At 45.4% G+C, this 19,111-nt stretch carries 21 protein-coding genes; 8 read left to right on the top strand and 13 right to left on the bottom strand.

The genetic code is table 11. From position 1 onward, the window contains the following. Nucleotides 1-59: 59 nt before the first annotated feature. The 3 genes from DL796_RS03015 to apaG form a co-directional block, all read right to left on the bottom strand. The gene (locus DL796_RS03015) at nt 60-926 is read right to left on the bottom strand and encodes a YicC/YloC family endoribonuclease (RefSeq protein WP_110199846.1); all 867 of its coding nucleotides are present in this window, start codon (nt 924-926) and stop codon (nt 60-62) included. Between the two features lie 451 nt (nt 927-1,377). Then, on the bottom strand, nt 1,378-2,199 hold the full coding sequence (locus DL796_RS03010; protein ID WP_110199844.1) for a symmetrical bis(5'-nucleosyl)-tetraphosphatase: 822 nt from the start codon (nt 2,197-2,199) through the stop codon (nt 1,378-1,380). 3 nt (nt 2,200-2,202) lie between these two features. After that, complete coding sequence (gene apaG, locus DL796_RS03005) at nt 2,203-2,580, bottom strand: Co2+/Mg2+ efflux protein ApaG (protein WP_110199842.1); 378 nt, start codon at nt 2,578-2,580, stop codon at nt 2,203-2,205. Between the two features lie 165 nt (nt 2,581-2,745). On the opposite strand from apaG, the gene DL796_RS03000 reads away from it, so the two are divergent. Genes DL796_RS03000 through DL796_RS02990 form a run of 3 tightly spaced genes read left to right on the top strand, consistent with a single transcriptional unit; the run spans nt 2,746 to nt 4,467 of the window. Beyond that, nucleotides 2,746-3,531, top strand: a complete 786-nt coding sequence (locus tag DL796_RS03000; RefSeq protein ID WP_110199840.1) for an SDR family oxidoreductase — start codon at nt 2,746-2,748, stop codon at nt 3,529-3,531. Nucleotides 3,532-3,549: 18 nt separating this feature from the next. Continuing rightward, entirely contained in the window at nt 3,550-3,972 is a 423-nt protein-coding gene (locus DL796_RS02995) for an MAPEG family protein (RefSeq protein ID WP_110199838.1), read from the top strand. A gap of 12 nt (nt 3,973-3,984) precedes the next feature. Next, nucleotides 3,985-4,467: an FKBP-type peptidyl-prolyl cis-trans isomerase gene (locus DL796_RS02990; RefSeq protein WP_110199836.1), complete on the top strand. Its 483-nt coding sequence runs from the start codon at nt 3,985-3,987 to the stop codon at nt 4,465-4,467. A gap of 67 nt (nt 4,468-4,534) precedes the next feature. Here the strand turns inward: DL796_RS02990 and DL796_RS02985 are convergent, their stop codons facing one another. The 4 genes from DL796_RS02985 to DL796_RS02970 all read right to left on the bottom strand — a co-directional run bounded on the left by DL796_RS02985 (nt 4,535) and on the right by DL796_RS02970 (nt 8,790). Further along, nucleotides 4,535-5,215 (bottom strand): alpha/beta fold hydrolase, encoded by a 681-nt coding sequence (locus tag DL796_RS02985; RefSeq protein WP_110199834.1) that lies wholly within the window; start codon nt 5,213-5,215, stop codon nt 4,535-4,537. 107 nt (nt 5,216-5,322) lie between these two features. After that, on the bottom strand, nt 5,323-6,039 hold the full coding sequence (gene rph, locus DL796_RS02980) for a ribonuclease PH (RefSeq protein WP_110199832.1): 717 nt from the start codon (nt 6,037-6,039) through the stop codon (nt 5,323-5,325). Between the two features lie 95 nt (nt 6,040-6,134). Further along, nucleotides 6,135-6,971, bottom strand: coding sequence for a hypothetical protein (locus DL796_RS02975; RefSeq protein ID WP_110199830.1), 837 nt, complete (start codon nt 6,969-6,971; stop codon nt 6,135-6,137). A 19-nt stretch (nt 6,972-6,990) separates the two neighbouring features. Beyond that, on the bottom strand, nt 6,991-8,790 hold the full coding sequence (locus DL796_RS02970) for a choice-of-anchor B family protein (protein ID WP_110199828.1): 1,800 nt from the start codon (nt 8,788-8,790) through the stop codon (nt 6,991-6,993). Between the two features lie 171 nt (nt 8,791-8,961). Here DL796_RS02970 and DL796_RS02965 point away from each other — a divergent pair, with 171 nt between their 5' ends. Further along, nucleotides 8,962-10,017, top strand: coding sequence for an alpha/beta fold hydrolase (locus DL796_RS02965; protein ID WP_110199826.1), 1,056 nt, complete (start codon nt 8,962-8,964; stop codon nt 10,015-10,017). A gap of 14 nt (nt 10,018-10,031) precedes the next feature. Here the strand turns inward: DL796_RS02965 and DL796_RS02960 are convergent, their stop codons facing one another. From DL796_RS02960 to DL796_RS02950, 3 genes are all read right to left on the bottom strand, one after another. Next, nucleotides 10,032-11,225 (bottom strand): NAD(P)-dependent malic enzyme, encoded by a 1,194-nt coding sequence (locus DL796_RS02960; RefSeq protein WP_110199824.1) that lies wholly within the window; start codon nt 11,223-11,225, stop codon nt 10,032-10,034. Nucleotides 11,226-11,386: 161 nt separating this feature from the next. Then, nucleotides 11,387-11,965, bottom strand: a complete 579-nt coding sequence (locus DL796_RS02955) for an HvfX family Cu-binding RiPP maturation protein (RefSeq protein ID WP_110199822.1) — start codon at nt 11,963-11,965, stop codon at nt 11,387-11,389. 48 nt (nt 11,966-12,013) lie between these two features. Then, nucleotides 12,014-13,531 (bottom strand): FMN-binding glutamate synthase family protein, encoded by a 1,518-nt coding sequence (locus tag DL796_RS02950; RefSeq protein WP_196597943.1) that lies wholly within the window; start codon nt 13,529-13,531, stop codon nt 12,014-12,016. A 158-nt stretch (nt 13,532-13,689) separates the two neighbouring features. Here DL796_RS02950 and DL796_RS02945 point away from each other — a divergent pair, with 158 nt between their 5' ends. Together DL796_RS02945 and DL796_RS02940 are read left to right on the top strand one after the other, a co-directional pair. Continuing rightward, complete coding sequence (locus tag DL796_RS02945) at nt 13,690-14,304, top strand: RNA polymerase sigma factor (protein WP_110199819.1); 615 nt, start codon at nt 13,690-13,692, stop codon at nt 14,302-14,304. Continuing rightward, nucleotides 14,298-14,534 carry a zf-HC2 domain-containing protein gene (locus DL796_RS02940; protein ID WP_110199817.1) on the top strand — a complete coding sequence of 79 codons (237 nt, stop codon included), beginning with the start codon at nt 14,298-14,300 and terminating at the stop codon, nt 14,532-14,534. Before DL796_RS02945 ends, DL796_RS02940 begins: the two co-directional genes overlap by 7 nt. 48 nt (nt 14,535-14,582) lie before the next feature. On the opposite strand, the gene DL796_RS02935 is transcribed toward DL796_RS02940, so the two are convergent. After that, nucleotides 14,583-14,897 (bottom strand): outer membrane protein assembly factor BamE, encoded by a 315-nt coding sequence (locus DL796_RS02935; protein WP_110199815.1) that lies wholly within the window; start codon nt 14,895-14,897, stop codon nt 14,583-14,585. Between the two features lie 127 nt (nt 14,898-15,024). Here DL796_RS02935 and fur point away from each other — a divergent pair, with 127 nt between their 5' ends. Then, nucleotides 15,025-15,426 (top strand): ferric iron uptake transcriptional regulator, encoded by a 402-nt coding sequence (gene fur / locus DL796_RS02930; RefSeq protein WP_110199813.1) that lies wholly within the window; start codon nt 15,025-15,027, stop codon nt 15,424-15,426. 467 nt (nt 15,427-15,893) lie between these two features. Next, nucleotides 15,894-16,664 (top strand): hypothetical protein, encoded by a 771-nt coding sequence (locus DL796_RS02925; RefSeq protein WP_110199811.1) that lies wholly within the window; start codon nt 15,894-15,896, stop codon nt 16,662-16,664. 221 nt (nt 16,665-16,885) lie between these two features. On the opposite strand, the gene DL796_RS02920 is transcribed toward DL796_RS02925, so the two are convergent. Continuing rightward, entirely contained in the window at nt 16,886-17,101 is a 216-nt protein-coding gene (locus DL796_RS02920) for an RNA-binding S4 domain-containing protein (RefSeq protein ID WP_110199809.1), read from the bottom strand. A gap of 52 nt (nt 17,102-17,153) precedes the next feature. Continuing rightward, entirely contained in the window at nt 17,154-18,806 is a 1,653-nt protein-coding gene (gene recN / locus DL796_RS02915) for a DNA repair protein RecN (RefSeq protein ID WP_110199807.1), read from the bottom strand. Nucleotides 18,807-19,111: the final 305 nt, after the last annotated feature.

Here is a 19,111-nt window from a genome sequence, read left to right as displayed (position 1 = left end):
CAAAAGCCTCGAATGTTTCGGCACTTCGAGGCTTTTTTGTTGGTGCTGTATTTTAAGTTTTATTCGATATTTTGCACTTGTTCGCGCATTTGTTCGATGAGGACTTTGATTTCGACAGAGCTGTTGGTGATGTCTGCGTTAATCGATTTTGAGCCTAGGGTGTTGGCTTCGCGGTTGAATTCCTGCATGAGGAAGTCGAGGCGACGGCCGACTGGGCCTTTGTCTTTGATCAGGCGTAGGCATTCGGTAACGTGAGTATTGAGGCGGTCAATTTCTTCGGCGACGTCAACTTTTTGTGCGAGGAAGACCATTTCTTGCTCTAGGCGCTCTTGGTCGAGTTCGACCTTGGCTTCTTCGAAGCGGTTGATAATACGTTCGCGTTGCCATTTGATAACGTCTGGCATCTGCTGTTGCACTTTGGCCACTTCTTCAGAAATGCCTTTTAGGCGTTGCTCGATAGTGGCTGCTAAGGCTTCGCCTTCACGCTGACGCACTTCAATCAGCTGGTCTACGGCTTGAGAAAAGGCTTGTTTTACGTCCTTTTCCATAGTGTTGGTGTCGGTTTCTTCTTGCTGTAAAAGCCCTGGCCAGCGCATCAGTTGCACTAAGTCGGCTGATTGGTTGTCTTGGGCTAGGACTTGCAGTTCTTCGTGGGCGGTTAGCAGTTGCTGTGCCATTTCTTGGTCAAGCTTCATGCGACCAGCGTGCTTCGGATTCATCTCGATGCGTAATGTACAGTCGAGTTTACCGCGGTTGAGGCGTTTACGAAGAACGTTTCTCAGTTCGAATTCGAGGTGGCGGAATGACTCTGGCATTCTGAAATTAGGCTCTAGGAAACGCTGGTTAACGGATTTGATTTCCCAGGTTACGTTACCCCACTCGGCAGCGAATTGCTGGCGGGCGAAGGCGGTCATGCTTTTTAACATACGAGTATAAACTCCGGTTCGAACAATGGCTCAGTGCGATGATGTATTAGGCTTTATAGATTGTGTTGCTAATACGAAAATCGATACAGAAAGCCTGTAATTGTAACGATATTTACCGAAGTTGGCGATAGTTTAATCAGAACAAGAGTTCTGTATAGATCGCCACGGTCGCAAGCTCCCTCGCGATGACGGGGAAAGGGGCGGTGCTAAGTATCTTTAAGATGACGTAAAAGGTACGTCTTTGCGAAAACTGAAAAGAATGCCTGAGGTGTGGAACGAAGCAAACGCTTTTGGTGTTGATGTTATAAGGTGTTGCGTTCTGTGATAGAGATCGCCACGGTCGCAGGCTCCCTCGCGATGACGGGAAAGGGGCGGTGCTAAGTATCCTCGCGATGGCGAGGTATAGGAGAGTGTGGCGGTGGCAGGCTTCCTCGTTATAACGAGAGTAACCTTAAGCCCATTGTTTAATAGCGTTAACAGAGAAGCGTTGTTGGTCTTCTAGTCGTAGGGCGGTGAGTTTATTTCCCCAGACGCAGCCGGTGTCGATGGCGTAGATGTTTTTTTCTTTGGCTTTACCTTGTAGTGCAGCCCAATGGCCAAAGACGACACGGGTTTCGCTTTGTATTTTGCTAATTTCGTACCAGGGATAAAGGTCTTTGTCTTGCTTGCCGGGTGGTGATTTGCTTTTAAAGTCTAGGGTACCATCGGCGTGGCAAAAGCGCATTCGAGTGAGCGCGTTAGTGATAAATCGCAGACGTTCGAGCCCTTTTAGCGATTTTTTCCAGCGGTTTGGTTTATTGCCGTACATGTGCTTGAAGAATTCGGTAGCGGATTCTTTGTCTGCCAAGGTTTCCTCTAATTCATAGGCGCAGGCGAGGGTTTGCTTTAGGTCCCAGCCTGGGGGAGCGCCAGCGTGGGTCATTAGAAAGTTGAGCGATTTGTCGTAAACCGCCATTGGCTGTTGTCTTAGCCAGTCCATCAGCGCCTTGCAATTATCCGCGTCTAAAATACGTTTTAGGTCGTCTTTTTTATTGAGCTTACTGTTTGTGTAATAGACGGCTAACAGGTGCAGATCGTGATTGCCCAGTACGATCTCGAACTGATCTTGGTGCTGATGAACATAATTTAAAACTTCGAGGGACTTAGGGCCGCGACTGATGAGGTCGCCAGCGAGCCAAATTCGGTCACTGGCGGGGTTGAATTGTATCTTCTTTAACAGCAGGCGAAATTCATCGTAACAGCCTTGAATATCGCCAATTGCGTAGGTCGCCATGACTTAGTGTAGCACTCCTGGAGCCGTTAGGCTGAAGACAGGAATAGGTGCTTTAAACTCGGTGCCGTTTTGACCAATCATCTTGTAGTCGCCTTCCATAGTCCCGATAGGCGTAGAGATTACGGCGCCACTAGAATATTGGTAGCTTTTACCCGGCTCGATGAAAGGTTGTTCACCAATAACGCCTTGGCCTTGAACCTCGGTAACTTCGCCGTTGGCGTCGGTAATGACCCAGTGTCTGGAGTCAAGTTTCGCGCCTAATTCACCAGTATTTTCAATCGTGATGGTGTAGCCAAAAACGAAACGCTCATTTTCAGGCTCAGACTGTTCTTCGATGTATTGTGTGTTAACTGTTATTTGAAATTGGTACTCTTGTGACATTGTGTGAGAACTAACCTAGTTACCAGTGTTATATCCCCATTCTCTAATGTAACTGTGTTAGGCGCAAGCCTGTGGTAGTATTTAGATAATTTTTATCGTAGTAACTCAATATCGTAGCAAGTTGATATCGTAGTAACTTGGTATCGTGAAAGAGTAAGGACAGATATGGCATCACAAAAATCACAAAAAACGGTAATGGTCACTGGCGCAAGTTCGGGCTTCGGCTTAGAAACGGCGCGTCGTTTCGCGGAGAAAGGGCATAAGGTTATTGTGGCGGCGCGACGTAAAGAGCGTCTTGAGCAACTTAAAGCCGAGTTGGAGCAAGAGTTTGGCCAATGCTGCGTTTATGTTCTACCGATGGATGTTACCTCGGAAGAGCAGATCGACTCGATGATCGATAGTTTGCCCGAGGACTTTTCTGAGATTGATATATTAGTCAACAATGCGGGTTTGGCGCTAGGTTTAGAACCTGCGCATAAAGCAAACCTCGACGACTGGCACCGTATGGTTGATACCAATATCAAGGGCTTGTACTTAATGACGCGCAAACTTTTGCCTGGCATGGTCGAGCGCAAGTTAGGTCACATCATCAATATCGGCTCTATCGCGGGTAATTATGCGTATCCAGGCGGTAATGCCTATGGTGCGACAAAAGCGTTTGTTAAGCAGTTCACGCGGAACCTACGAGCAGATTTATTAGGCACGCAAGTGCGCGTGACGAATATTGAGCCGGGTTTAGCCGAAACCGAGTTTTCACTGGTTCGTTTTGGTGGTGATAAAGACAAGGCTGATGATGTCTACAAGGGCACTGAGCCTTTAACGGCTGAGGATATTGCCGAAGCGGTGATATGGGCGGCGGAGCAACCGCAACACGTGAATATTAATTCGATTGAGCTGATGCCAACGTCACAAGCATGGGCATCATTAGCAATAGATAAAGTACAAGGTTAATCCTTAGGAGTTTTCGACATGGCTTTCCAACCAATTTTACTGCCCGTTTTTGTGATGGTGATTTTAACCTTTTCGGTAGCCGTGGTGATGGCGCGACGTCGCTTTCGATATTACCGCGAACAACGCTTACACCCGCAAAAGACCGCATCGCGCAAAGATATGAACAAGATGATGGAGGACAATCGTGCCGCCGATCATTTTATGAACCTATTTGAAATGCCGGTGTTATTTTATTTAGCGGTGGTGATCGCGATTCTGACCAATAGCGCTAGTGTATGGCTGCTTGGCTTGTCGTGGCTTTATGTTGCGTGTCGCGTGGTTCATGCGTTTATTCATTGCGGTTACAATAATGTGTTTCATCGCTTTAAGGCCTTTATTTTGAGCTACTTTACCTTGGCGGCGATTTGGATTGTATTAATTTTAGACATTGTTTTATTTTAGGCGAGTTTTAGCATGAAGATTGAGAAAAATAGCGTAGTTGAGTTGGATTATCAGCTGATGGATACTGACGGTAAGGTCTGGGAAAGCTCGAAAGAGGGTGGCCCTTGGGTGTACTTGCATGGTCATGGCGAAGTGATGCCTGGGCTTGAAGGCGAGCTGACCGGTAAAGCCATCGGACAGAAGATCCGTGTGGAGCTGGGGCCAGAAGAAGCATACGGGCCTTATGAAGATGACTTGCGAACTGAAGTGCCGAGAGAAGCATTTGCAGAAGTAGAGAATTTAACCGAGGGTATGCGCTTAGCAGCTGAAGGTAGCGATGGCGTTCACGCGGTTATCGTGCGTGAAATTCGTGATGACATCGTGGTTATCGACGCTAACCATCCGCTCGCTGGAAAAGCGGTCAAGGTTGAAGTTAAAGTGTTATCGGTGCGCAAAGGTACTGATGAAGAAATTGCCCACGGTCACGCGCATCAAGATGGCAGTTGCGGGCATTAATCAAGTTTAATTGGTGCGTATGACTCGGTTTCTCGTCATTAGATAGAATTCTGCATACGCATTAATCCTAACTCGTAAACTCAGTAAAAATCCTAGTTACCAGCTCTGCAGACTCCTTAGGCTTGGTATAAAGCAAAAAGTGGCTGCCTTCCATCGGGTATTTTCTAGCGCCTGGGTAAACTTTTGCGATGCTATCTTTTGCCCGTTGATTGAGCACCTTGTCATTGCTAGCTTCTACATAGGCGACCGGCACTGGCGGCTGTGGTGGAAAGTTGCCAATGGTTTTTAGCACTTCGGTTCTTTCTTTTAAGATATGTTCTGGAATATTCTCGACAACCGTTTTGACGAATTCTACCTGCTCTGGCGTCGCGTCATTATTCAAGTAGGTACTCGCCAATTGCTGCTCTGCAAATGGCAATTTAAAGACCGTTTTAGCAGACATAAACTTAGACAGCTCAAGGAGCATCTTGTTGGGTGGTGCTAACAAGCTAACGAAGAAGATAATGCCTTGGAGTTGTACGTCTGGCATGGCGTTGAGATAGGGTGCTATCGAGCCCGCATACGATTCGACAAGAAGGACAAAAGGCTCTTTTGGAAGCTCGGGAGCGATACGCTGCGCGAGGGTTTCATGATCTTGTGGGCAATCTTCTGGTAGTGGAATAAATAAGGTTTCAATCTCGAGGTGAGCCATAAAGTCGATGAAGAAAGCATCGTTACCGTTTAGGCCTGGGATCATGACTAGTTTCATCAAAAGCTCCTTTTGTTTATACCCTTATTTGAGACTCTTATTCATAAGAGAAGGTAACCAGCGCTACCGTTTGCTGTAATACATTTGGCAGCACTGGTTTAAATCGATTAGCTGGCGATCGCTTTTTTCTGGATATCGAAAATCTCACGGATTCCCTGCTTACCAAGCTCAAGCATTTGCATCAATTCGTCACCGCTAAAAGTCGCACCTTCAGCCGTGCCTTGAATTTCAATAAAGCCGTCATGCTCGTCCATAACCAGGTTCATATCTGTTTCAGCACTTGAATCTTCCGGGTAGTCTAAGTCCAAAACAGGCGTGCCTTCATAAATGCCCACAGACACAGAGCCAATCATGTGCTTAAGCGGGTTCGTTTTGACTTTTCCTTGCTGGCGCATGGTAAACAGAGCGTCATGCAAAGCTACGCAAGCACCGCTAATTGACGCGGTTCGAGTACCGCCATCTGCTTGAATAACGTCGCAGTCGATGTAGATCGTGTGCTCGCCGAGTTGCTTCAAGTCCACTGCTGCACGCAATGAGCGCCCAATCAAACGTTGGATTTCAAGCGTACGGCCGCCTTGCTTACCACGCGATGCTTCACGATCCATACGGCTGTGAGTCGAACGTGGCAACATGCCATACTCGGCCGTTAACCAGCCCTGACCTTTGCCTTTTAGAAAGCGTGGAACGCTATCGACGACGCTGGCAGTACATAATACTTTAGTTTCACCGAACTCAATTAACACAGAGCCTTCGGCGTGTTTGGTGTAATTGCGTGTGATGGTGACGGGTCTTAATTGGTTACTACTTCTACCACTAGGGCGCATAAAGACTCCTCTTTATGAAAATACTGGAATAATTGCTAAAAGATTATACGGAAACTCGCGGGGTATTCCTATGCTAACAGTAAAAAGGCGTAACATTAGGAAAGAGGCCTTCGCCGCAGAATATTTTTACCAAAGCGCACGAATAACCATATGAACAATAGTGGAAACAAGATGTTTTGCACGATAAACACGGTGATTAATTGAATCACGCTTTGGCTCGCTTGTTCGGCGGCTTCTTGATAAGAGGCAATTTGCTTTTTAAGGTTTAGCTGGTCGGCGGCATCGCTGAACCAGCGTTTTGTTTTTTCAAGACCTGAGAGTTCTTCGTCGCCAGTCACATCGTCAGGGGTGTTTTGTCGAATAGTAGCTTCAGTTTGTTGCAAGCCTTGGCTCGCTTCTTGGTAGTCGTTGGCGAGAAAGCCTTGATACAGCGCTTCCGAGCCTAGTGCCATTATTGGTGTGGCGAAGCGTACCAGAACAAGAAACAGTGCCACTTTAAGGATTAGTGGATTTGCTTGGCGTTGTTTGAAATGTTGGAACAGTAGATAACCTGCAGCAAAAGCCCAAAAGGCGATAATAAAGTAATTAAAATAATCCCAAACGCCAATCGATAACATCAGCTTTTGAATACCTAGTGCGCTAGCGGTGACCAGCATGACGACAGAAAAACGTTCAATCAGATCATTAATAGGGTCGAGGATTTCACCTGGCGATAGCGTCAAGCCAATACCAGCGGGCTGCATCGCGATTTCTGCTTCTTGAGCCACTGAAATTAGACCATTAAGTCCACGAGCAACGGCGAAGGCAATAAGGCTACGCTCAAGCGCTTGGTCAGTATATTGTTCGCCATAATGGTCAACGGCTTTGCTACCAGCGAGCAAGCCTGCAATTAATAGGCCGAGAATAATCAGCCAAAGATTAATGGTTTTCATATAATTCTTAATATTGAGTTTAACGTAATCGTCGTGCGTTCAGCATAGCGATTAGAGCTAGCACAATAAAGATATTCAATGGGCCGCCACCGCCACCGGTTCCGCTTGTGGGTGGGGTAGTTGGCGGTTCTGGCTCAGTTGCTGTTGGGCCTTCGTCACCAATTTGGCTATTGTCTTTGAGCACAAAAAGACCGTTAGAAATATCACTAACCAGAATATTGCCACTCGGTAAGTAAGGATATGTGCCCCATGCACCATCAAATTGAGGGTCGTTAGCTTCGGGGATTGGGTAAGTGTCGAAAAAGCCAATTTCTTTTGGCGTGGCAGGATTCGCAACGTCCAGAATCGTCAGGCCACGCTTATAATTCGACATGTAATACTTATCGCCAAGGGTAAAACCGTTGTGATCAATCGCACGGGTCTGGCCTTCATATTGACCAACAACCTGTGGTGAGCTTAAGTCGGTAATATCCATCACATACAAGCGAGTATTTACGTCTAAGTTACGTTCATCGAGCTCGTCCTGAACGAAAATGTAGTTCTTATCTTTGGAGTACCAGCCAGAGTGGGTGTAGCGAGCACCGTTGTATGGTGTGCTGCTGATTTTTGTAGGCGCAGACTTGTCGGTGGTGTCCCAAATATCCACCGTATTTTCATTAAAGTCGACCAATAACTCACAAGGATTATGCCCGTTGGCGCATTGCTCTGTGCGACTATCATCGATGATCAAGTTGGTCGCGTCGTGGACGTAACCGGTGGAGTCCGGCGTAGTGATGAGTGCGGGATTTTCAGGATCGACGAGGTCAAAAATACGATAAGAACCGTTGCCTAAATTAGAGCCAGCAATGTACAAATAAGCTTGGTGTCCATCAAGCGCGGTGCCATTGGTGTAGTCGATGTTGCCTAAATAAATATTATGCGCGGTTTTGAAAACTTCTATGGTGTTGACCAGCTGAATACTGTTTGGCGCATCGCTTAGGTCAATGACTTGCAGGCCGCCTTGGCCTTCGGTGGTGACGTAGGCGTAAGCCTTATAGCGGTCGCTTGCTTGGTCGAAGTATTGATACACTTTAACGTCGCGCCAAGTGCTACTGACGCCAGAAATAGTGCCCACTTCGGCAGGATTGGCGGCATCCGTAACGTCGATAAGGGTGGTGCCATTAACGAGCCCCATCAAGGCATATTCACGATTGTTATTGAGATCGACATAGCCCCAAATATCGCTGGCGCTAGAGGGTGAAGTGCTCAAAGAGGCTAGAGAATGCTGTGAAATCAAATCAACTTGATAGCAAGGAAACTCATCAGCGCTACCGTTCTGACAGGAAATTTGTTTTTTATTGGTTTGATTAACCTTCTGGTAGCGTTCGAGCATGTCGAGGTATTCAGGTTTTACGCGAAATTCTTGGTTTCCCTTACTGTCTTGCAGAAGGCGAAAGCCTTTCTTTTGCAGCTGTTCTCGGTATTCGGCAGGAAGCCCAACAATGGTGGTGACGTTCTTTTCTGGATTTTGTTGATGGTAGCCATTTTCTTTTGAGAAGCCACCTTTAACCGCCACCATATCGTTTAACAAATAAAAGATATCCATTTCTTGCGCGAAATACTGACCGGAAGCAACATAAATCTTATCGCCTTTGCTCGACTGGTTAACGGCATAGCTGATCGAGGCGCAAGGATTTTTCACTTGCGAACAGTTACCTTGGTCGACACCATCTTCAGCGACGTAGCGAATAGGGTGTGCGCCACTGTGTGCTGAAACTGGCTCAGTGATAAATGCCAAAGGTGCAGTTGCTAATAGGGCAAGATAGATCAGTTTGTTCATGGGGACGAGCTCCAGAAAAGTGTCTATTTTCTAGCCTATACCAAGAAATTGGTCATTTCTATGAAAAAATTCTGTTAAAGATAAGCAATAATGATTATTTTGAAATGAAGGAAGGCCAATTGGCGAACTCTCCTGGACAGATAGCGTAAGAAAAAACACGAGGCAAATAGTATGAAGCAAGTAGCTGCTTGGAGTGTGGCATTATTGTTGTCGGTAACGAATCTTTGCGTAATGGCCAAAGCTGACAAGCCCGCGATACCTTTACAAAGCCATCTAACGTCGGTTAATGGTCATCAACTTCATTACCACCAAAAAGGTCAAGCTGAGCAGAAACCATTGTTAATTTTATTGTCTGGGCCAACTGATAACTGGCACAGCGATAGTGCTTGGTGGATCTTGGCGCAGAACTATCTTTCTAACAGAAGTCTTGCCGATAGCTATCAGTCCATTGCTATCGATCGTGCTGGGCAAGCATGGTCAAAACAAATTGAAGCGCCTTCTTACCGTCAGTTCGCCAGTGACCTCGAAGCTTTTCTATTGTCGGAGGAGGTAATCGGCTCAGAGCGGGAACTAGTGTTCGTGGCATTCGCCAGCTCGAATTTGTCCTTACAGCTTTTGCTCAACAATCCAAAGCTGAGAACACGTACAAGAGGCGTAGTGTTAATCGATCCTGATGTGCTAACACCACACTCGATACAGCACTACACCAGTGAAACTGAAGGGTACAAAGAAGGTTGGCAGGGCTTAAAAGACTATATTAAAGCGGGTAAGTATGAGCAGCGAATTGAGCAAAAGCTGAAAGCAGAGCGTGAGCATTTAATGACCCTTATTCCAAAAGAGCTCGAAGATTTTATGGACTGGGATTATTACGATGCGGTCGAAGCGATTAGGAATACGCGCGATTATCAAATCCACAAATTTTTAGAAGCGAGCGTTTATAAAGAGGATTTAGAAGCTGCAGTTAAGCATCCGCTAGATTCAGAGTTACCCCTGGTGGTGTTGGACACCGACTTTGAGAGTGCTTATTTAGCGACAATTGAGGACGAAGCGGTTAAAGCATCGATTGCAAAATGGCGTAAAGAAGGTATTGAGTGGTATTTTGAGTTAGCCAAGACGAGCGATTGTGGCGCTTATTGGCCAGTGGATACTAAAGAACATTTGCTGATGATGTCACAGCCAGAACTGATTGAGCAGGCCATCGAAAAAGTGCTGACCTGCTCAAAGTAGATGAAAAGTAAGCGTTAAAGAGGACGTTGAACGTTTTCTTTAATCGCTTGCTCTTTAACTGCTTCGGCTACCTTCTGCGCAACGTTACGGTTTAGGGGATCTGGAAGAACGTGATCTGGTGATAACTTATTAACCGCACCTGCTAAAGCATGCGCCGCTGCAATCTTCATGCCTTCAGTGATTCGGGTGGCGCGAGCTTCTAACGCACCGCGGAAGATGCCTGGGAAGGCTAGCACGTTGTTCACCTGGTTCGGGAAGTCGCTACGCCCAGTACCTACTACTGAGGCACCTGCGGCTTTCGCTTCGTCAGGCATAATTTCAGGGATTGGGTTTGCCATGGCTAGGATGATCGGATCCTTGTTCATGAGCTTGATGTCGTCGCCCGTTAGCAAGTTGCCTTTGGACACGCCGATAAATACATCCGCATCATGCAAAGCATCGATTAAGTTACCGTTGCGATTATGACGATTGGTATAGGCTAGAATCTTTTCTTTTTCGTGATTCAGGTTATCGCGATCTGAGGAAATGATACCCTTGGAGTCACACACAAGAACGTCTTCCACTGGAATACAGGCCGACTCTTCGTGACCAACGCAGCGCAATAACTTAGCAATTGCAGTACCCGCCGCACCTGCGCCATTAATCACAACCTTTAACTGTTCGATATCTTTGCCAGAGACTTTGCAAGCGTTGATTAGCGCTGCTAATAACACGATCGCTGTGCCATGCTGGTCGTCGTGAAAAACGGGGATACCGATATCTTGTAGCGCTTCTTCAATTTCAAAACACTTTGGTGCCGCGATATCTTCAAGGTTAATACCACCGAACGTCGGTGCGATAGTTTTTACCGTAGTAACGATTTCATCTACCGAAGCTGCATCAATTACTAATGGCACGCCATCAATATCGGCGAACTCTTTAAATAAAATAGCTTTACCTTCCATCACAGGCAGCGCGGCCTCTGGGCCAATATCGCCAAGGCCTAAAACGGCTGAACCATCAGAAACGATAGCGACCGAATTGCCTTTCATGGTGTAAATGTAGCTCGAATTCTTATCTTTCGCGATGTGGTTAGAAACGGCAGCAACGCCAGGAGTGTAGGCTACAGAGAGGTCATCGCGGTTTTGTAGTGGCACTTTGCTTTTGATGCCCCATTTGCCGCGAAGGTATTTGTGGATATCTAAGGATTTTTTGAAAAACTCGCTCATGATTATATTTTCTCGCTCATGATTGTAGGTGTGAGAAGTGATGCGTTCTAATGATACGCTTATTGTACGCCATTTGTGGTCGGATTAGCACCGTCAAACAAGGGTATTTAAGGAAAAGCCGTTGAATAACGGCTTTTTGGGGTGTTTTAAACGTAAGCGGTTTATTGTGGTTTGGTGAAAAACTTACCGAGCCAATAATCAACCGAGAAGTAGCGACCGCCACCGGTAAAGAATAGCGAGGCTAGCATGGCAAAATAGATTGCGGCGAATTCAATGCCGTTTTGCAGGATAGCGAAGTTGCCTTTCGCAGTGAGCCAGCTATAGTTGCCATATTCTTGTAAAATACTGCGCCCCATCTCTAAGCGGCTTGCTACTTCAGGATCGGACGATTGTGCGATGGCATACCAACCGTTATCCCAGTGCACTGCAAGTGCTGCGACTAACATCGTCACTAGCAACGGGATCGCCGCCCAGCGAGTAGCAAAGCCTATAAGAATAAAAATACCACCGACCATTTCAGCACTGGCGGCTAAAAAAGTCATCACATCAGGTAGTGGCATACCAAGGCTGGCAAACCAGTTGGATGTGCTAGAAAAGTTATCGAATTTACGCATACCAGCTTCATAAAGCGGGAAGATTAGAATCAACCGGAAAAGAAGTGGTGGAATACCGTCTAAATGTTTTAGATAGTGGCAAGCACAAGTCTGAAACTTATGGTAACTCTGAACTAGATGACTCATAACAAATCCTCGTTTTAGGGTATTCCACGACTGACTATTACAATCCTGCTAGATCTTTTTAGTCGGAATACTGCTTTCTTGATAAGGGTGTATCTTATCTAAAGGAGTCGATAAACCAGTTTCTGTTACAACTCTTACGTGATGTCGCTTCAAGCCGCGAGGTTCTGTTACGCCACAAGAGTGCGCAATAACGCCAACAGCCTTGACTAAATTTTTATGATAATGGTAAACGCGCTCAGCTTTATCAGGCACCACTAAACCTTTTTGTAAATCAGGATCATGGGTGGTGACGCCTGTAGGACAGGTGTTCTTGTTGCATTGAAGAGCTTGGATGCAACCTAGGGCAAACATAAAGCCGCGAGCGGATAAGGCGAAGTCTGCGCCCATAGCTAAAGCCCAAGCAACGCCCGATGGGTTGATCATCTTGCCTGAGCAGATAACTTTTACACGATCGCGAAGTCCCTGTTTTTGCAGCACGCTCAAGACTAAAGGCAAGCTTTCCTTAATCGTAAGACCGACATAATCAAACAAAGGCTGTGGTGCAGCGCCAGAGCCACCATCGGCGCTGTCGATAGTAATAAAGTCCGGCGCAGATTTTATGCCACGCTTGTGAATTTCCTCGCACAGATCGAACAGGAAGGCATCGGTGCCAATAACGGTTTTAAAGCCCACCGGCTTGCCGGTTAAATCACGAATATGGTTGATCATGTCGAGTAGATCGCTGACATTATCAATTTCAGGGTGCCCATTAGGGCTGATGGAGTCTTCGCCGGCTGGGATGTGGCGAATTTGAGCAATTTCTTCTGTCACTTTTCTGCCAGGCAGAATACCGCCTTTGCCTGGCTTAGCTCCTTGCGCCAGCTTAAGCTCAACCATTTTGACCTGATCGTGGGAGCAAACCTCGATCAGCTTCTCGTCCGATAGAGTACCGTCGTCATTACGTACGCCGTATTTTGCGGTACCAATTTGAAACACAACATCACCGCCACCAGAAAGATGGTGAGGCGATAGGCCACCTTCGCCAGTATTGATCCAACAACCCGCTTTGGCAGCCCCTTTGGCTAGCGCTTGAACCGCAACTTTGGATAAAGCGCCGTAGCTCATGCCGGAAATATTAAAAAAGCTTGGGGCTAAATAGGGTTTTGGGCAATAAGGACCAATTAAAAGAGCTTCAGATTCGACCGCGTTTTCTTCCAGAGTGGGGAACTGATCGTTAAGGAACATCACCGTGCCAGTAGGCGTTAAGTTGCGTGTAGAGCCGAAAGCTAGGGTTCGACTGACGTTTTTGGCGGCACGATAAGCCCAGCTTCTTTCTGCTCGATTAAACGGCATTTCTTCGCGATCGAGGGTAAAGAAATATTGACGGAAAAACTCACCAAGATGCTCAAACCAGTAACGAAAACGTCCTATCACCGGGAAATTTCGGCGAACTGCGTGCTTCTTCTGAGTTTTATCGATAATGTAGGTGATGACTATGGCAATGAGTAAAAGCGTTAGCCCCAAAACGAAAATAAGCCCAATCCAGTTAAGAGCGGTTTTAGCAAATGCCATGAAGCCGAATTCCATCAAATATTCCTCAGGTTATCATTGGAAGCTGTTTTTATCTTACGCTATAGCCATGTTTTATAGCATAAATCAGTGATTTATAAGCTTGGTTAGTCTAAGGTTAATAGAGACCTTACTAGCAAGTCAAAAATACCTGCTAAAAGACCATAGAGGAGTCGATGGAAACACAACCATTACCATCAGAAAAAGAGTTGGTGGCACGATTAAAGAATAACGATGTCGCGCTATTCGATCAGGTAGTTAAAGAGTACCATTCGTCAATGTATGCAGTAGCTTACGCCATTGCTGGCTCATCCATAGCCGATGAAGTCGTGCAGGAAGCATGGATTTCTGCGATAAACGCCATCCATAAGTTTGAAGGGCGTTCCGCACTGAAATCTTGGTTGATTCGAATTACGGCGAACGAAGCTAAGAGTCGCCTACGCAAAGAATCGCGCTCGGTGTCGCTCGAAGCGGTTAATGAAAACTGGGCCACTGATACCCGCTTTACTCAGCGCGGGCACTGGGCAGAGGGTAATCCAGAGTGGGATATGTCGTCGCCAGACGAGCTATTATCGGCCGATGAACTTAAGGACTGTCTTAAAAAACACATCGACAGGCTACCCGATAATCAGCAGCAGATTTTAAATTTAAGAGATATAGGCGGCTTGGATATGGAGACGATCTGTAACATCTTGCAGATCACAGCATCTAATGCCCGAGTACTGTTACACCGTGGACGCGATAAAGTGCAGCAAGTAATTGCAAAGTTTCAGAGGACTGGAGAATGTTGAGTTGTAAGCATATTGTCGATCTTGGCACTGATTACCTGGATCAAGAGTTGGGTTTTTGGAAAAAAACTGAGATGAAAATGCATTTAATGATATGTAGGCATTGCCGCCGCTATATGAAGCAGCTTAAACAAACGATCGCAATGCTATCGAGATGGCAGCTAAAGCAACCTACCCAAGAGCAGCTAGAACAATTGAAAAGTAAGTATCAACAGACCGTTTCAGAGGGATAGAGAAAAATTAGCCACTCTCTTTCGAAAGAAAGTGGCTCAAAAGGAAAATTACGATTCTTTTTCAGGCTTAATAGTGCCTTCCATGCGCTCTAACTTGTTATCAACAAAGTGTAGAATTAGGCGCTTGGAGCGCGTATCACCGCTTGTAGGCTTCAAGTAATACAAGTAATACCAAGTATTTTCTTCTAAATTCGTGTCCAAAGCAGGCTTACCCAGAATAAAGGCAATTTGCTCTTTAGTCATCCCAGGCTCGATTTTATTGACTTCTTCTTGTTGTAAAATATTACCCTGTTGGATGGCTGGGGTATAAACACAAGCCGTCGAGAGCGCGATTAGTAGCGATAAACAAAACAGTTTTTTCATGGATTACCTAATTTCTTGAGTTATTTGTGATTTTATAGGTTCTTATTTAACTTTCCAACTTACTTTCTATACAATCTGCTGACTAGTATAATCATTTAGTCGCTCAAATCTATTGGAGGATGTATTTTTGGAAAGCAAACAGTTACGAAAAGCAGGTCTTAAAGTAACCCTACCGAGGGTTAAGATTTTGCAAATACTGGAAAGTTCCGAGGAACGCCATTTAAGTGCTGAAGATGTTTACAAGATGCTGCTTGAAGCTGGAGATGATGTAGGTTTAGCGACGGTTTACCGAGTCTTAACCCAATTCGAAACCGCTGGGCTAATTGTGCGTCATAACTTTGAAGGTGGCCACTCAGTATTCGAATTGGACGATGGCGAGCACCATGACCACATGGTCGACGTCGAAGACGGTACTGTTACCGAGTTCATTAACGACGAAATCGAACGCCTACAGCACGTAATCGCCGAAGAACATGGTTACGAAATTGTCGAGCATAGCTTGGTGCTTTACGTAAAAAAGAAGAAATAATTCTATAGCGTCTTTTTGCCCAATAGCTGTGTTGCAAGTAACTGCAAAATACTCGCTTACCAATTAGGTAAGCTCCGCTTTTTCGTCACTCGCGCCTTGCTCTTGAACAAAAATACTACTCTAGAAGGCGTGAAAGCATCTTTTGGCGAGTTTTTTTTGTTAAAAGACTCTTCAAGGCTAGTCATTTACTTATTGTAAATTTCTAGCCTTTTATCCTCTTTTCCCCGCCCCCAAAGTAAAATCTAACTTTTGAACTGTGATCTAGTTGCAGTACCCAAAGTGCCATTTAGTTAGTCATTTAATAGCAAGTCCCTGTCGCAATGACGACATCTAGAATTTGTAAAAAAAACCGACTGTATGTTTTTTGCACAGTTAGGCGTATACTTTTTGCCTTGGAGTTCAATTTGACCTCTGCATAAAGCTTGCGTTTGTTTAATCTTTCCTTCAGTTAATAAAAGGAGTTAACGATGTACAAACGTATCCAAACTATCTGCCTGTTCTTGGCAGTCATTCCCTTTGTGTCATTAATCAGTCAATCCGCCAAAGCTGCAGACGAAGCGCCGCCAGCAATGGCAGAAATGTGGCATTTTAAAATTGACGGAGCCGACCAGGCTAAGTTCGAGAAAGCCTTAGCGGCTCATGCCAAGTTTAGGAAAAGCAAAGGTGATCCTAGAAATTGGTGGACTTATACACCGCATACGGGGGTTATTGGGCGCGACTACTATATTCGTCACTGCTGCTTTAAATGGAGTGACCATCAAAAATATACTGACTTGGGTGTCCATAAAGACTTGATGGAGAACTGGAATAATGGCCCAGGTAAGTACGTAAAACTTAGTCGTCATTTCTATTCTTGGGTCGACCATAAAAATAGTAATTGGTCGAAAGATACAAAATCTAACCTGCTTCGTCTGACCCATCACAAATTAAAACCGAACTCTGACATAGGCCCAATTGTGAAAGAAATTTCAGATCTGGCGCGGGATATTGGCTGGAAACGATCATGGGGCTGGACTTATGAGCGTGATATGGACGGTGTTTATTTAACCTTGGCAATGCCGAGTGAGAACTTTTCAGGCTTTGAAGAGCCCAAACCAGGTTTCGAAGAGCTTGCCTCTAAAAAGCTCGGAGAGGATAAGCTAAAAGACCTATTCAGTCGCTTTGATAAACACGTAGAAAGCCTAAGCTTCCAGATTATGAGACATAGACCAGAGTTCTCAGTGATGCACGATAAATAGAGCGCTGTAGCTAGATTAAAACAGCCTCAAAGGTTATTGCTTTGGGGCTTTATTCTAGGGTTTAAACCTCAATTACGCGATTGCTAATCGAGGATACGCATTGGTTGACGCTCAAAACGTGTCATTCCGGCCTTGAGCCGGAATCTAGTGACTATAATATTGTAAGCGAATCAAGCTGTAAGCTAGGTAATGTCAGAAAATCGCCTGTATGGGCTAAATAATTAGTCTTCTAAGGTTATCTTAAAGCTTTGATCCATAAATTCAATAACGTCACCAGACACAATTTTTTTACGCTTTTGTGTCTCGACAGCACCATTAAGCTTTACCATGCCTTCGCTGATAACCGTTTTAGCTTCGCCACCGCTACCGACAATCCCTTCAAACTTAAGAATTTTAAATAGCTCGACGGGTTCTTTGTTTATAATGATAGTTTGCATATTAGGCCTACTGAATCTAAATGGTACAAATTAATATGTGAGGTAGAAGTTATTAATTTAATAACTCTCTTGCATGATTTCGGATGGTTTCGGTAATTTCGACGCCACCAATCATGCGTGCTAATTCTTCTATACGTTGCTCTGTATTAAGCTCTTGCAGTTCTGTCTGCGTGCTTTTCTTGTCTTGCGACTTGGCGACCATTAGATGCTGATGTCCTTGGGCGGCAACTTGCGCTTGGTGTGTGACGCAGAGAGTTTGCGCTTTTTTACCTAAGTCCGCGAGAAGCTTGCCAACGATTTCTGCTGTGCCACCGCCAATACCCACATCGACTTCATCGAAGATCAAAGTCGGTAGCTGTATTGTTTGTGCGTTAATCACCTGTAGCGCCAAGCTGATTCGCGATAATTCACCGCCAGATGCGACTTTGCGCAGAGGCTGAGGCTGTTGGCCTGGATTGGTGCTAACCATAAACTCGGCAGTTTCTAGGCCATTTGATTTGTAAGTTTCTTTATCAACCGGATTCAAGGCCACTTCGAATACACCATTACCCAGCCCTAGATCTTTCATCAATTTAACAACTTGTTTTTCGAGGCTTTTAGCGGACTTAACGCGTTCTTTCGATACTTTTGAGGCAACTTTGTGATATTTAGATTGTTGCGCTTGCAGTTCTTTTTCCAGCTCATCGAAGGTCTGCTCGTCGCCGGACAGCTGTTCGAGTTCTTGCTCGATGGCTTGTTTAGTCTCGGGCAATTCCACCATGGTTACTTGGTGTTTACGAGCGAGGTCGTGCAGTAGCGTCAGCTCTTGGTCTAATTGCTGAAACTCAGCCGGATCGATATCGAGGCGCTCAATATAGTCACGAAGTTCATGACTGGCTTCTTCTATTTCAACCAGCGCCGACTGCAAAAGATCATGTGTACTCGTCACTCCTTCGTCCATTTGCTGCATATCGCTAATGGTATGAATAACACGACCGAGTTGGCTCACTAAGTTTTCTTCGTTTTCGTTAAGCGCCATCAAACTTTGTTGCCCTTGCTCTAATAGCTTACTAGCATTGGCTGCGCGCTTGTGGTCGTTTTCTATATCTTTAGCGCGGTCAATCGGCGCCTTTTCGAGCTCTTCCAGCTGAAACGTCAACAAGTCGCGACGGTCGTTTTTGTCTTTTAAGGATTCCTTAAAAGAAGTTAACTTCGTTGAAATGGCGTTTATTTGTTTTGATAGCTCGCGTAACTGCGAAGTGTCTTGGGTTAAATCGGCGAAACGGTCGAGAAGCTGTAAATGAACTTGGGGCTTAAATAATGATTGATGTTCATGTTGGCCATGAATATCCACAAGAAAATCGCCAAGCTCATTGAGTTGAGTCAAATTGACCGGTTGGCCATTGATAAAAGCTCGTGAACGACCATCATGGTTAATCACGCGACGAAGAATGCAATCTTCTTCCTCATCCAGCATTTGCTCTTCAAGCCACTGTTGTACGGGCTGTAGCTTAGAAATATCAAACACGGCACTAATTTCAGCGCGTTTAGCACCATTTCGCACCACGGCGCTATCGGCACGCGCTCCCAGCGCAAAGGAAAGTGCATCCACCATGATGGATTTACCCGCACCAGTTTCACCGGTGACCACTGTCATACCTGATTGGAGGTCCAAATCAAGCTGTTCGATAATGGCAAAGTCTTTGATATGAATACTTGAAAGCATAGGCAGTATTATTGTTTAAGTTTGATGAGCTACAGTCGAAATATTTGGTCTTTTCCAAATATAGCAGAACCAGAAAACAAGCATTGCAGGAATATGAAACACCACTATCGCTATAGTCCACAACATTTTCTTATCTTTTGGAACACGATTCGATTTAAAGGCGAAAACTGTATAGCCTAATATTAATGTAATACTAAGAATGACATAAGGGAGTATTAGGTTCTGGATTGATTCAATGCCCCCATTTGCAAATGGAGCCGTTATAACCGTTGAGTAGGCATAAATAATTATCGCCAAGGGCAATA

The organism is Kangiella spongicola, assembly GCF_003194565.2.
Taxonomy (GTDB): Bacteria; Pseudomonadota; Gammaproteobacteria; order Enterobacterales; family Kangiellaceae; genus Kangiella; species Kangiella spongicola.
Note: the sequence above shows the minus strand (reverse complement) of the source record. Positions and strands in the feature narration are given on the sequence as shown.